Source organism: Microcoleus sp. B3-A4, from assembly GCF_036705385.1.
GTDB lineage: Bacteria > Cyanobacteriota > Cyanobacteriia > Cyanobacteriales > Microcoleaceae > Microcoleus.
Genome location: NZ_JAUBUI010000057.1, coordinates 1 through 12852, shown reverse-complemented (window position 1 = coordinate 12852; position 12852 = coordinate 1). Strand labels below are relative to the sequence as shown.

Genomic DNA, 12852 nt, shown 5'->3' with positions numbered 1-12852 from the left:
AAATATCGCACATTCCCAGCTATACTAAAATGGGAATTTACCCAAATCCTTGCCACTGCGTAGTCTCACCCTAAAACCGATTGAAAAATGGCAGACACAAGTATTGTCGAAAGAATCAAAAAGCTTTTAGCCCTCGCCACCTCATCCAATGAAAACGAATCGACTGCTGCGGCCGAAAAAGCTTCCCTTTTACTGGCACAGTACAATCTCAGCCTCGCGGATTTAGGGCCAAATCACCAAGAAGAGATTGACGAAGACTCAGTTGAAACAACATCCAAATTTGTCACTTGGAAAATGATGCTGCTTTCGGGAATTGCCGACGCTAATGGTTGCAATGCCATGCGAAATACTTATAATGGCAGTATGTTTTTGGTGGGAACTTCTACAAACCTGATTGTTTGCAAACACCTGTACGAGTATTTGAGTTCTGCGATTGAAAAAAGGGCTAAATACCGCAAAGGAAACGGCAGGGGGTTGGCGTATCTGAATGCTTTTCGGGTTGGATGCGCGACAAGGTTGACACAAAGATTGTTAGAACAAAAACAGGAGATGGAAGAGTCGGGGATTCCGGGTTCGGGGGATGCGGCGGCGACTCCAGGGATTGTAGTGCGATCGATGTTTGAGAAAAATCAACAGGCGATCGCGGATTATCTAGAGGGCCGAGGGGTTAAAATTAGAACGAGAACAGATTCTCAAGTCAGCAGCGCGGCGGGTTTTAATTCGGGGTATGAAGTGGGCGACAAAATTAGTTTGCACAAGCAAGTGCAGCCGCAAGGGGATATGAAACAACTTAATGAATGTCTTTGAGTAGGAGGTGCGATCGTGAAAATCAGCTTCCTAGGTGTAATAAACTAGGGTTATTTTGTCTGTAGTGCGTAATGATTGCTACATTAAGGCTTGATTTCTTTCGAGTGCTTTCTTCAAATACTCGATCGCTCTTTTGAGATTTTCGATTTCTTTGTGATTTTTTTGCTGGTTAAGAAGTAGCTCGTCTAGTTGATCTTCAATGGAGCGTATGGCGAGGCGCTGTTCTTTGAGAATTTCTTGAGCCTTGCGGATGTCTTTTTGAATGACAACAATCTCGCGCATCACAACTTCTAACTTGGCTGCTTGGATTAAAGCGGTGTCGGGAGATTGACTGAATAAAGCGCCAACACCAACTCCCGCACTAGCACCGAGAATTGAACCGCCAGCAACAATTACGGCCATTCCGCCAGCCATTCCCATGCCACCGGCGGCGATCGCACCTCCTCCAAGTGCGGCTAAAACGGCGGATACTGCGGCTGCACCTGATAAACCAGGTGCTAGTATCGGTGCAAGTAAACCTACTACTAATGGTGTGGCAAGTACAGCTACTACTCCTAACACAACTGCTCCGACTGCACCAAGAAACCAAGGATTTATGCCGCCTTTAATTCCTTGGATGGCTTCTTTGTAGTTGGACTTAAAGCGGAGAACACAATCTGGATCTATGTCTAGCGATCTAGCAAAATCCCTGAGCTTTCCGGTGTATTCTTGTTCAAGTTTTAAATCTTTGAATGCTTCATCACGACTATCGCCTAATGGGTAATAGGGTTGAAACAGTGTTACTTCTAATAAAATTAGATACCGAGTCAATTGATTTCCAGGAGAGATGAGGTGGGATTTTACCGATTTTTTGAGGGATTCAAAATCAGTAATTAAGTTCAATGAACTGTTTTGTGGAGTTTCAGGTGCAATTTGGCTGTTCAAAAACAGTGTAGTTGCATTTTCCCAATGGCGCAACCACTCTTGCTTAAGGATATTTTTAACAGGCTCTGATTGATTGTCAATATTACCTTGAAAACCGCGTAAAAACTCTTGCTTAATGGTGTTTTTAACGTCGTTATTTGATTGATTGTCAATATCAGCTTGCACCAAGTGGTACTGATAGCTGAACATGATTCTGGTTTGTTCAGGAGTCAATCCAAATTCTTTCATAGCTTGCGAATCCTCTTCGAGCGAGGCTTCTGTTGTTTCAGGATTTTTCTGCTTGACACGATCGCTTGGGGAAGATTCTGCAACAACGGTAGGAGTATGGGTATCCGTTGTAGTTCCATCGAACTTTAATTCTAATTCGTCTTCTGATTCATCCCGGATTCTGAAATAGTAAAATAGATTAGCAACCGCCAAATCTGATGCTTTCTCCAAGTTGGACAATACTAAACTTTTATGGCCCGCTATTTGCCCTTGCTTAATGATATAGCTTTCATAGTCTTCACGTCGCTGCCGATCGAGCATTAATTCGAGTTGAGTGCGAAGCGCATAAAAATGAGACTTCGGTCTCAAATTTTCATAAAATAACTGTTCATCCGGTATCGCTAAAGCTGTTGTGGCTGAATTTTTATCCCCCATAACAGCTAAGTCTGATTTACTAAAATCAGCACTCTCTAACTGCTTTAACTCACTTTGCGACAAAGATTTTATCCAGTCAATCTGATTTTGCCAAGTGTCTAATGCGGCTAAATCGTGATTGTGAATTCGCGTGATTTCTGGGAAGAGAAAATCTAGTTCCTCGTCAGAGTCGCAGCCAGCAATTACGGTTAAGCCATCTTGACGGATTTGTTGTTGAAGTTGAGAAAGCCGATCGCCCGCAGCACCAAATTCATTTTGCACCTGATACGTGCCGATAATACTTTGCTCGATCGCCCAACTGCACTCTAACCGACGCAACTGTCCCCCCGCACAAGTTTCTTCTAATAAATGCGGATTTCTGTAGTCTGCTAAAGCCTCAAACAACATCCCCCGCGCTGCATCAATTTCAGCATTGCGGCGGTTGATATCTTGCAGTTTCAAAGCCGATCGCATTCGTTGAATTGCTTGATTAAATAACCCGTAAGCCCGCACTAAGACTAGGCGATGGTTCTCAAATTTTATATCTGCAACCACTTCGGAAATTAATTGCTTAATTTCCGCGCCTTGACCTTTCAAAAGTTGTTCTAAATTGATGAAACCATTTTCTACTTTAACTTCCAGCCTTTCTACTGCTTTTTTTAGTTTCAAAGTCTGGTGCAAATTCACCGCCGACAAGGCTACCCCAGCCGCAACTCCCACCCCAATGACGGCTGTTGTCGCTTGCAGCACGCCCAAACTGGTTTGGACTGCTTGAAAGCCCATGTGGTTTTGGTACATCTGCAAGCCTCCCATTGCAAGCTGCACGGGAGACACTAACGGCGATAGGGGGCTGTTGTTGACCACCGCGCCAACGGCGTGGGCCGCAAACTGTCCCGTCGCTGCATCTCTCGCCAAGCCGATCGGCACTCCAGCAGATGTAAACACTTGTGCGTACTTACCAACCTCGATCGCAGCCTGTACCGCCGGGGGAAATACAAAGTTCATCATCAATTTTTACCGTGTTACCAATCCACAGAATAACTAATATATTATGATAGTTTAAATAAAAAAAATTATCTAAGGGCGCGGCAAATGGACACTTCGCTAATTAGTCCGCAAACGGTTGAGCTTATTTCCCGACTGACAGGGCAAAACCTACGAAAAGAGGATATTACTCCGCCCGTGCTTTTTATGGCGGGATTGGTGACGGTATTGCTGGGAGTTATTCATGCCGACGGTACGGTAAGTGCTGAGGAAACGCAGCGATTGCGGACAACTTTTACGGAACTTATTCCCGCTAACAACAATTTGCGCCCCTTGGTAATGCCGATGGTTAAGAGCGTGCGGGAACAGCAAGTTTACAAGAAATTGACGGCGTTGCTGGCGCTGACAGCGTGCTTTTCTGAGGAGGAAAAACTGCTGCTGATTAGTTTTGGGTATCAAATGTCGGCGGCAGATGGGACAATAGATAAACGCGAAAAAGAGTATTTGACGATTGTCGCCAACAAACTCGGAATCGCTGGGCGATTTTTGACTGTTTTGGAAGCCAGTTTTAGCAGTCAAGCAATAAGCGATACAGCAGCTTTAACAGAACTCCACTCGTTACTAGATCCAGCCCAATTTCAATCTCTCGATTCTTTGTTTGTCCGTGCTGCCAGTCACATTATCGAACATTTACCAGCAAAACCTAAACACAAAACAAATCCAAAGCAATCTGTTTCGTCCTATCAGGAGTTGAAAAAATTTCAGGAGTATCGGCAACAACTGAATGCTCTTTGTGAAAAACTAGGTTTAACTCTGCAAGATGGAATCGATCGCAACGTGCTATCTCCTACTTTAGCAGAAGAAGTAACGAAAGTATCTCAAAGATTGCAATCTCCATGTTTTCGCGTTGCTGTTGTCGGCGAATTTAGTAAAGGCAAATCAACCTTACTAAATGCTTTACTTGGTGAGGAAATCCAACCAGTGCGCGATATTCCCTGTAGTGGTAACGTGACTATTTTGAAATATGGTTCGCAGCGCCGGGTTATTTGTCGCTACCACAATGGACGGGAGGAAGAAATTTCACCTGCACAATATCAAGAGAAAGCTTCGATTTCGGAACAAGCGGCTTATGGTTCCTATGCCGATGAAATTGCTAAATCGGAAATTGCCGAAATCGTTTTTGAACATCCCGAATTAGAGTTGTGTCGCAATGGGGTAGAAATTATTGATTCTCCCGGATTGAACGAACAAGCCGAACGCACATTAGTCACCCAAAATGTTCTCAAAACAACTGATGCGGTTATTTTCTTAACTCATGCTCAAAATGCTTTAACGGAGAAAGAGCGGGAACTGCTTTTGTACTTGAGAAAAGAACTAAATTATGGTAATAACGAAGGCGCGAGTAATATTTTTATGGTAGTTAATTTTTTCGATTTGCTGCGGCGCGAAGAGAGTCGCCAGCAGGTACGAAAAAGGGTGGAAACGATTGTTACAAGTCAAAATTTGATTGCTGGTGAAAACCGGATTCATTTTATTTCTGCTCAATCTGCATTGGAAGCGATTTTAGCAGGCAATGAAAATGATGATTATCTAAAATCTTTTCAGGGTTTTACTGATTCGGTTGAGAAGTTTCTGACTGTTGAACGGGGGGCGATCGCACTTCGGCAGTCCGCCGCCGGAATTAAGCAAATTATTGACACTGGTTGTGAGGAATTGAATCAATGGCGGCAAATGTTAGAGGGAAAATTGACAGTTGATCAAGGAGATAAGCAAAAAATATTTGAACAAATGGCGGAAGTAAGCGGTCGCGAGGTTAAAATTAGATTGTTAGCTAATGAATTGATGGAGCAATCTTTAGAAGAAGCTCTTGAATCTTGGCATGAATGGGCGGAAGAAGTGGGACAACGCCTGATGGCAAAAAGTCATCGCTGGACTTCCGAACACGGACACATCATGAGTCAAGACAAGTTGACTAAAGATTATGCAGATCAATTTGTACGAGACATCACCGAAGAAATTGATGACTGGGGCAATCAAAAAGTACAGTCTATTTTAAAACAAAATATGGGAGTGCTAGACAGCCAAATCGGTGAAGATATTTCGGCAATACGGCAAGAATTTCAACAGTTTGACCAGCAACTCAGCACTAGCCTGGTCGCTCAATTCAATAACTTAGCAACAGCAGGTAGCTTAGGCGGAATTGGCAGCAGTGGAAGCGGAATAGCTTCATCAATTGGCGAGATTGAGGATGGTGGATTTTTTGGGGGTTTAGGAATTGGTGCAGCAGTTGGTGCTGCGTTGCTATTTTTTACAGGACTTGGTTTTATAGGAGTTGTTTTGGGTGGCTTAGCCGCTGGTGCTGGTGGCGGTTTGGGCTGGAGTTTTTTAGATGGCGATGCTGTTAAAGCTCAGATTAAGGAAAAAGTTTGTGAGTTAGGCTTTGAGAAATTTGGCGAATCGGCAGAGTCTATTTTTGAGAAGGTACAACAAAGAATTATTGCAGTATTTGACGATCGCGCTGATGCGAATAGCGATGCGATGTCAAAAGCGATCTCGCTGTGGGAAAATTTATTAGAACAGCAGGAAAAGCGCGATCGCCAAAATCAAGCAGAATGCGAGTCCCAAAAAGTTTGGCTGGCTGACAAACATCGAGAACTCGAACAAGTACAAAATCAAATTCAAACAATCTTAAATCAAAGTGCTCGCTAATTCAATGAGTAACGGGTAAGCGCCAAAAAACCATAGTACCTTGTAAATACTAGGGCTTTATCGCATTGCGTGACAATCAATACTCCCACCGTCGCGAGTTAAAGTTTTCCCGTCACGCACCCTACGACTGATATCTTGGACAGAGTACGATCGCCCTCAATCAATCAATCAATTCCGCTTCTTCAAAAATCTGTCTAGTCGTCAACTCCAAACCAGGCAGCAACTCATCCACAATCGGTGTATTATCCGTATAAACTTGACTCGAACCATCCGTCAAAAAACTTTTAATTAAAATAGCCTCTGGATCAATCACCCAAACTCGCGGAACGCCCGCCGCCAAATAATCTTTCGCCTTCTCTTCAAATTCCTTCATACTTTGATCGGGCGATATAATCTCAATCACCAGTTCAGGAATTGCGGGACAAGCTTCATTTCGCCGCCAACTTTTCGGCAGACGTTCATAAGAAATGTACGTTAAATCGGGAACAGGTACCCAATCTTTATCCTGACGTTTTAACAAAATTGCCCATTCTGGAAGCACTCGCCCGCGTCCTTTACACCATACACGAATCAGGCGACACAAAGCTCCCTGTAAACTGGAATGAAAAAATTTTGGAGACACTTTAGGAACTGCTTCACCATCTACAAACTCACAATATATATCTCCGTCGGGCAAAGCTAGAAATTCTGCTAAAGTGAGTTTGGTTCCCATGCCTACCATGACTCCCAGCCCTCTCGCTAATTAATTCAAATATCAATTATACAAAATTTCCAAACTTTCCTAGAAGTGCGATCGCCCTTCTCCCTCTATGCCAAAAGTGGAACAGGCGTCCCGCCTGTGAATTTCTGTGAATTTCTGCGCCTCAAAAATCAAAATCCCAATTCCCCAAAAACAATAGCGGGGCCTGCCATCCAGCCCGCCCCACATTCTCCAAAAGCCCCAAAACCCTTCACTTCAACCAGGCAGGATGAGCCATCAAAGCCGCAAACGGCTGCACTCCCCGCAACTGATTCGACAGCGGCAAATGACCCCTAGGCGCGCTCAAATCCCAGATAAACTCTTGCGGGTAGCGCGTCCAATTATTCCCCTTTTTCCAGCCAATTAGCGGCCACAATTTATCCCAATTCTTGCCCGAACTCAGCCAAATTTCCCGCTGCACTGAAAACCCAAATTTGCCCTCAGAATGAACTTTCCACAGCGTATTAATTGTTTGCAAATCCGCCACGGGCAAACTCTCAACTTGCGTAAAATACAGCCACTTTCTCACGGAAGCTGTATCACCAGCCAATTCACAAAGTTTATCTAAAGTCAAGCGATCGGCTTCTTGAAATTCCTGTAACGCCAATAATTGTTGCAGTGGAGTGTAATCAATGTTAGAGTCCGATCGCAGCGGCACAACCCCAGTCGGAAAATTCGCTTGCAAAAACTCCGCCACTCTCGGAGAACCAGCACTGTAAAGAATTTGGTAAGCTTTACCCATTACCGCAGTCGGTGCATCTGACTTGCGCTCTAATAAAAATTCCATCAATACATCCCAACCGGAATCTGCTATTTGTTGTTGCAGCAGTTGCAGTTGAGTTTTTTCCGAGCCCGACCTCAACTGAGAGCGGAGTTCGGCTGTATCGGCCGCCGAGTCTAGAGGAGAAGTAGAAATCGAGTCAGTCATGAGAAACTATCAGCTATCAGCTATCAGCTATCAGCGATTAGCTGAAGCCCTGGTTTTCCCCCATTGTACAATGGTACTGACTCCGATTCACTTCTCTGTCCTCGGATGCCTGCGCGCAACGCCGCCTGGTTTAGCCGATCGCTCCCACCCTCTTCGCCAATGGCAGCAATAGCAAATAAGTCTACCATCTGAATTTTACGATCGATGCCATGTCAAAGAGTTTTTCTTGAACCTAGTCGTCCACGATCGAAACCCATGCAGGGAAGGAAGGCGGAAAAAAGTTTATGTCATATTCCGAGTCTTCCCACTCTTTGACCCAAAGCGGCACGGTGCCGGGGCTAGGAGTTGCAGAAAAGGTGCGTTCTTTGACTTCGATCGAGTGAAATAGCTGTTTTAAAGTATCTCCCCGATCCAAAGCTTCGCTGAGGATGTCGTCCAACTCAGGATCGACCCGTTTGACGCGGTTTTTGTCCTCCTCCAGCCACAGAAGTTTCAAAGACTTCAGATCTCTCGGACTGAGGATGCTCTTGTAGTACACGCGCTTAAGGGTCGCTACGGGTTCCAATGAGCGTTCGATCCGGCGAATTTGCTGAACTCGCAGGTAGTGCCATTCCGCTAAACGCTTGCGTTCCGAAGGCGGGAGGGTGTCTTTCCCGGCTGCGTGTTTGTAGTCGTATTTAATCAAACTGCAAGCCATATTGGCTAGCAGGTGAATCAACTGTTTTTCTTTGGGTGTCGCCTGACGCCGTTCCTGGGTTCGTGTCAATACGCGCTGTCTGCGGGTAGTTTCGAGAGTATTTTCCATTGGGTTTTTACGATATCAAATACGATTGTGCCAGATCCGAATCCCGAACATCAGAAGGTAAGGAAGTTGATAGGCGGGGAAACTCCACCGACAGACTCGCCTTACCTGTTTATTTTCCCATTCACCGTTCTCTGAAACTGATCCCCACCCCCGGGATTAGGTAGACCGATCTTGGGATCGAGTTTTAACCGCCTCGATCAGAGGCGGTTGCGACAACAAATGCCACCACAACCACAACCACAACCGCACAAGAGCTAACCACACAAGAGCGCCAATTATTTCCTGCCTTTACTACCCGTTTTTACCTCTTCTTGGTCCCCATCCTCATTCGTTCCAGTGTAGTTAAAGTCGGGACGACTCTCCCAAGCCGTCAAACTGCTGGCTGATGAATGTTGTGGGGCGATCGCGGAAGCGCTGGCGCTGCCTGCCTGGAAAAAGCCGAAGCCAGCCGAGGCAATTACCCCTAATACTAAGATGCTGTTTTTCATGTTCGATGACCCTGATTTCCGTAGATTGACACTTTTTGGCTAACCCGATCTGTCAGAAATGGGTTGATGCAATAGCCCACTTGTCTTCTGATAAATCTGCCTGCCATAATCAATTCAGACAGGCACACCCGCTTGCGATCGGCAACGCCGGAAGTGACGTGTTACTAACGTCCACGATCATCCATCAACCCGAATTTTTTGGGTAGTGGAGCGAAAGCCATCAGGGCGTCGATCCATCAGGGAGTTATGCCATCAGGGTGCTAATCCATCGGGTAGTTAAGCCATCAGGGCGCATCTTCTACAATTAGCCACCAACTTAACTTTTATAGTTGAGTAAGTGGTTAGCCTGGTACTGACAAAGCCTTTAAGAATTAAACTTTTTGTGGATGCATCCTGAAAAGTTTGTTCTTTAGGAATCCCCGAACGCGAAAGCCCGGGGAAAGTCAGCAGCATGGAATTCCATGCAATCTAAGTCAACTAAAAAAACGCAGATTAACGATATCTCCCACTCAAGCAGTCCTCAGCAAAACGCTGGGGTTTTTTATTGGCAGCTATTGCGAGCGCGTTTTTCTCCGGCATCCTGCAGCCGGAGCTGAAGGCAGAAGGTTGACGGCGCTGTGGTTATGAGTTTCCCTGCCAACATCATACCACCGGGTGATATTTAAAGTATTTTTGTAAAAAAATGTGAAAAAAAGGGCGTTTTAGCCTTCTCAATCCGATCGAGTGAAAAATCATCAATTATGTGAACGAGTGTAAAAAATTAAGTTGCGGGCTACAATTGAGCCGATCGTAGGATTTGGGGCGAACGCTTGCAAAGATACGGTAAAGATTGACAAGGAGAAAGCTGAGCTAGTAGACAATAGAGAAAGAGGAACAAAAATTTTCCACGATAGCAAGCTGGCAATAATTCCACCTTGTAACCTTTCGATCGCACAGCATAGGGGCGTAAAATCTTGATGAATTCCCAGATGACAGCAGCAGAAGTCAACTCAACGTACCACTATCAAGTCGGAGGATATTTGCCTGCCGGTGCGCCCACCTATGTCAGGCGATCGGCAGACAGCGAGCTCTACGAAGGACTCAAAGCCGGAGACTTCTGCTACGTGTTGAGTTCGCCACAAATGGGCAAGTCCAGCCTGCTAGTGCAAACGGCCAAAAGGTTGCAAGCCGAAGGTACAGTTTTTGCCGCCATCAACTTGAGAAGCATCAGCAGCCCTGATATCTCTCCCCAAAAGTGGTACGCAGGAATCATGTACCGCATGGCAAGCAGTTTACACATCACAAACAGGTTTGATGCCATCAAGTGGTGGAACGATCGCGAACTGCTATCGCCGGTGCAGCGATTGGAGATATTTATCGAAAAAGTTTTGCTCAAGTCACTTCAGCAAAATCTGGTAATTTTCATAGATGACATTGACAGCATCAGCAGCCTAAGTTTCAGTACCAGCGATTTTTTTGCTTTGATCCGGGCTTGTTACTCGAAACGGGCAGAGCAACCGGAATACGATCGCCTGACTTTTGCTGTTATGGGAGTAGCAGCCCCCTCAGAATTGATTCGAGATCCCAGATGCAACCCTTTTAATATTGGACGGCAGATTCATTTAAGTCGATTCCAACTGCACGAAAGTTTGCCCCTAGCAAAAGGATTGGCTCTCAAAGCTTTTCGCCCCCAAAAAGTGCTCCAAGAAATATTAGCTTGGACGGGCGGGCAACCGTTTCTAACTCAAAAAGTTTGCCACTTGGTACTTGAATACGGGCCTTTTATTGGTCGAAATTCCGAAGCTAAGCAGGTTGAAAAACTGGTAAAACACAGAATTATTAAAAATTGGGAAGAAGAAGACGAACCCCAACATTTGATACCCATACGCGATCGCATTTTCCATAGCCAGTGCGACCTGACGCGACTGTTAACGCTGTACCAGCAAGCTTTGCAACCGCTCAAGGCAACGAAACCGGGGGAATCCCAGGGACTACCAGCAGATTACTCTCCAGAAAAAATCGAATTACAACTGTCAGGACTGGTGGTTAAATCTCACGGTAAATTAATAGTTTCCAACCTAATTTATCAGTCAGTTTTTAATCGCTTCTGGGTGGAAAAAGAGCTAGGAAAATTGGCTCCCTACCACTCGGCGCTAGTAGCATGGCTGGCTTCAGACCGCGAAGATGAATCGCTGTTATTGACAGGGGAAAGTTTGCAGTCAGCTTTGGATTGGGCTGCGAACAAACAATTAAGCCAAGAACACTATTGGTTCTTGAATCCCGATCGAACTTTTGGGGAACAACCGACAGTGGTTGTCGCACAAGTTGCAGACAGCAGCGTAGACACAGATGCAGACAGCCGCATCCTCACCCCGCCCTCAGATAGTGTTCCAACAGGCAGCAACGAACAGATATTGTACGATCACATCGTCTCCTGCGTGGAAACAGAATCCCCCGCACAGGTGATCGAGCGGTTCCGAAAGCTATTTATCGACGGCATGGGCTATCCCGATCGAGAGATTGAAGCAACTTTGTACAGTATAGTCTCCGTCAAGCGATTGGATCAGCACTTTAAATATATCCTACACCGCTGCTGCTACATCCCGATCAACCGCTGGCAATTGCAATCACACAACCAGTTCGCGATCGCAAATTTAGTAGCTTTATTTAAGCAGGGTTCTCCCCGATTCGGGACGGAATTTTACATAGTCAAGCGCTTGCAAGAACAAATAGCTTTCTTTACTAAAAGTGAAGAGTTTCAGACCCTAGAGCGCTTAGTAAAAGCCCTAGATAGAGAGGCGGAACCGCAGCAACAAGATACTGATTCTCCTTTGGGCGAATTGATATGTCGGTATCCTTATTTATACGGCTATTCTCTACTGAGCAAGGGCAGCATTGAGGAAGACCAACAAACCATTCAAAAACTGGCATTTCAAAGACAGCAACAATTTGAAACACACTTGTCTCAATATTTAAATTATTTGGTTGAGCCGAGAAATACAGAAATAGGAATTGTGCAGCGAGCGCCTAATCCCACACTTTTGAACGATGCCGAACTGCACTTGGCGGTCATGGAATTTGCCGGAAAAGTAGCAGGCGATCGCAGCTACAAAGAAGCGGCTCAATTTTTCCTGAGAGATTCCAGACAAACTCCATCTTACGGCTCATTTAAAGTCGATTTATATGAATATTTAATAGCGTCTATCGAACCAGAATACGGGGGGCGTCAATTTAATGACCGTTTGTACAAACAAATCAAAAATACATTGCGAGAACATGACTCGGTGAAATTCAATAATTCATTGTTAGTTCGGACTTGCCACCAGTTGTTCAACTTCTTAGTAGTGGAAAATTCTCAACATCCCAGCCACTACGTTTTTTACGATTTAGTGTACAACCTCGGCGCCAGCAGGACAATGGGTTTACTGCTGAAACTTATACTGCTTTCGGGCAAAGTTAAACCCGAGTTGGAAAAACGATTTTCTATTTTGTTTAATCACTATGAAGGTAAAGCTTCTAATGAAATTATGTGGTTTGTTAAATCGCTGGAAAATTTTAATGTAGCTTTGGTTGTGAATTTTGGTAAGACGGATTTGTCTTTGGTTAAACAGCATCTTATTTTGAATTAAAAACTCACAAAAACGCGAGATCGGCGTGATAGCGTAGCATTAATTAAAAAAACCTCACGGCAAAAAATAAAAGCCTTGGCAGTCACAGCAACGATCGACTAAAAATGTCAATTAATTCTCGATCGACCTTTAACCGCAGAAACTCCCGGCCGCGTGCGAATCATAGTCCAATGGCACTGAAAAAGTCTCAATCACGCCCTCCGTTTAGATTTCAAGACAGAGCGAGGTTCCTGCATTCG

At 45.0% G+C, this 12852-nt stretch carries 9 protein-coding genes; 4 read left to right on the top strand and 5 right to left on the bottom strand.

Translation table 11 applies throughout. From position 1 onward, the window contains the following. Nucleotides 1-87 precede the first annotated feature (87 nt). Entirely contained in the window at nucleotides 88-807 is a 720-nt protein-coding gene (locus tag QUB33_RS20455; RefSeq protein ID WP_333353383.1) for a DUF2786 domain-containing protein, read from the top strand. Between the two features lie 78 nt (nucleotides 808-885). Here the strand turns inward: QUB33_RS20455 and QUB33_RS20450 are convergent, their stop codons facing one another. Then, nucleotides 886-3360, bottom strand: coding sequence for a hypothetical protein (locus QUB33_RS20450; RefSeq protein ID WP_333353379.1), 2475 nt, complete (start codon nucleotides 3358-3360; stop codon nucleotides 886-888). Nucleotides 3361-3444: 84 nt separating this feature from the next. Between QUB33_RS20450 and QUB33_RS20445 the strand changes: the two genes are divergently transcribed. Beyond that, nucleotides 3445-6045, top strand: coding sequence for a dynamin family protein (locus QUB33_RS20445; RefSeq protein WP_333353376.1), 2601 nt, complete (start codon nucleotides 3445-3447; stop codon nucleotides 6043-6045). 160 nt (nucleotides 6046-6205) lie between these two features. Here QUB33_RS20445 and QUB33_RS20440 read toward each other — a convergent pair whose 3' ends face one another. Next, nucleotides 6206-6766, bottom strand: coding sequence for a Uma2 family endonuclease (locus QUB33_RS20440; protein ID WP_445299544.1), 561 nt, complete (start codon nucleotides 6764-6766; stop codon nucleotides 6206-6208). Nucleotides 6767-6995: 229 nt separating this feature from the next. Further along, nucleotides 6996-7712, bottom strand: a complete 717-nt coding sequence (locus tag QUB33_RS20435) for a GUN4 N-terminal ARM-like repeat domain-containing protein (RefSeq protein ID WP_333353368.1) — start codon at nucleotides 7710-7712, stop codon at nucleotides 6996-6998. On the opposite strand from QUB33_RS20435, the gene QUB33_RS20430 reads away from it, so the two are divergent. Next, nucleotides 7711-7884, top strand: a complete 174-nt coding sequence (locus QUB33_RS20430) for a hypothetical protein (RefSeq protein WP_333353364.1) — start codon at nucleotides 7711-7713, stop codon at nucleotides 7882-7884. The two genes, QUB33_RS20435 and QUB33_RS20430, sit on opposite strands and share 2 nt — an antisense overlap. A gap of 60 nt (nucleotides 7885-7944) precedes the next feature. Here the strand turns inward: QUB33_RS20430 and QUB33_RS20425 are convergent, their stop codons facing one another. Together QUB33_RS20425 and QUB33_RS20420 are read right to left on the bottom strand one after the other, a co-directional pair. Beyond that, entirely contained in the window at nucleotides 7945-8517 is a 573-nt protein-coding gene (locus QUB33_RS20425; RefSeq protein WP_333353361.1) for a hypothetical protein, read from the bottom strand. A gap of 275 nt (nucleotides 8518-8792) precedes the next feature. Next, the gene (locus tag QUB33_RS20420; RefSeq protein ID WP_333137186.1) at nucleotides 8793-9005 is read right to left on the bottom strand and encodes a hypothetical protein; all 213 of its coding nucleotides are present in this window, start codon (nucleotides 9003-9005) and stop codon (nucleotides 8793-8795) included. A gap of 956 nt (nucleotides 9006-9961) precedes the next feature. Between QUB33_RS20420 and QUB33_RS20415 the strand changes: the two genes are divergently transcribed. Next, nucleotides 9962-12613 (top strand): AAA-like domain-containing protein, encoded by a 2652-nt coding sequence (locus QUB33_RS20415; protein ID WP_333353455.1) that lies wholly within the window; start codon nucleotides 9962-9964, stop codon nucleotides 12611-12613. The last annotated feature ends 239 nt before the right edge of the window (nucleotides 12614-12852 follow it).

Bases quoted from the DNA above. Each gene is read 5' to 3' on its own strand.
- QUB33_RS20455 (WP_333353383.1), top strand. From the start codon at position 88: ATGGCAGACACAAGTATTGTCGAAAGAATCAAAAAGCTTTTAGCCCTC.
- QUB33_RS20450 (WP_333353379.1), bottom strand. From the start codon at position 3,360: ATGATGAACTTTGTATTTCCCCCGGCGGTACAGGCTGCGATCGAGGTT.
- QUB33_RS20445 (WP_333353376.1), top strand. From the start codon at position 3,445: ATGGACACTTCGCTAATTAGTCCGCAAACGGTTGAGCTTATTTCCCGA.
- QUB33_RS20440 (WP_445299544.1), bottom strand. From the start codon at position 6,766: ATGGTAGGCATGGGAACCAAACTCACTTTAGCAGAATTTCTAGCTTTG.
- QUB33_RS20430 (WP_333353364.1), top strand. From the start codon at position 7,711: ATGAGAAACTATCAGCTATCAGCTATCAGCTATCAGCGATTAGCTGAA.
- QUB33_RS20435 (WP_333353368.1), bottom strand. From the start codon at position 7,712: ATGACTGACTCGATTTCTACTTCTCCTCTAGACTCGGCGGCCGATACA.
- QUB33_RS20425 (WP_333353361.1), bottom strand. From the start codon at position 8,517: ATGGAAAATACTCTCGAAACTACCCGCAGACAGCGCGTATTGACACGA.
- QUB33_RS20420 (WP_333137186.1), bottom strand. From the start codon at position 9,005: ATGAAAAACAGCATCTTAGTATTAGGGGTAATTGCCTCGGCTGGCTTC.
- QUB33_RS20415 (WP_333353455.1), top strand. From the start codon at position 9,962: ATGAATTCCCAGATGACAGCAGCAGAAGTCAACTCAACGTACCACTAT.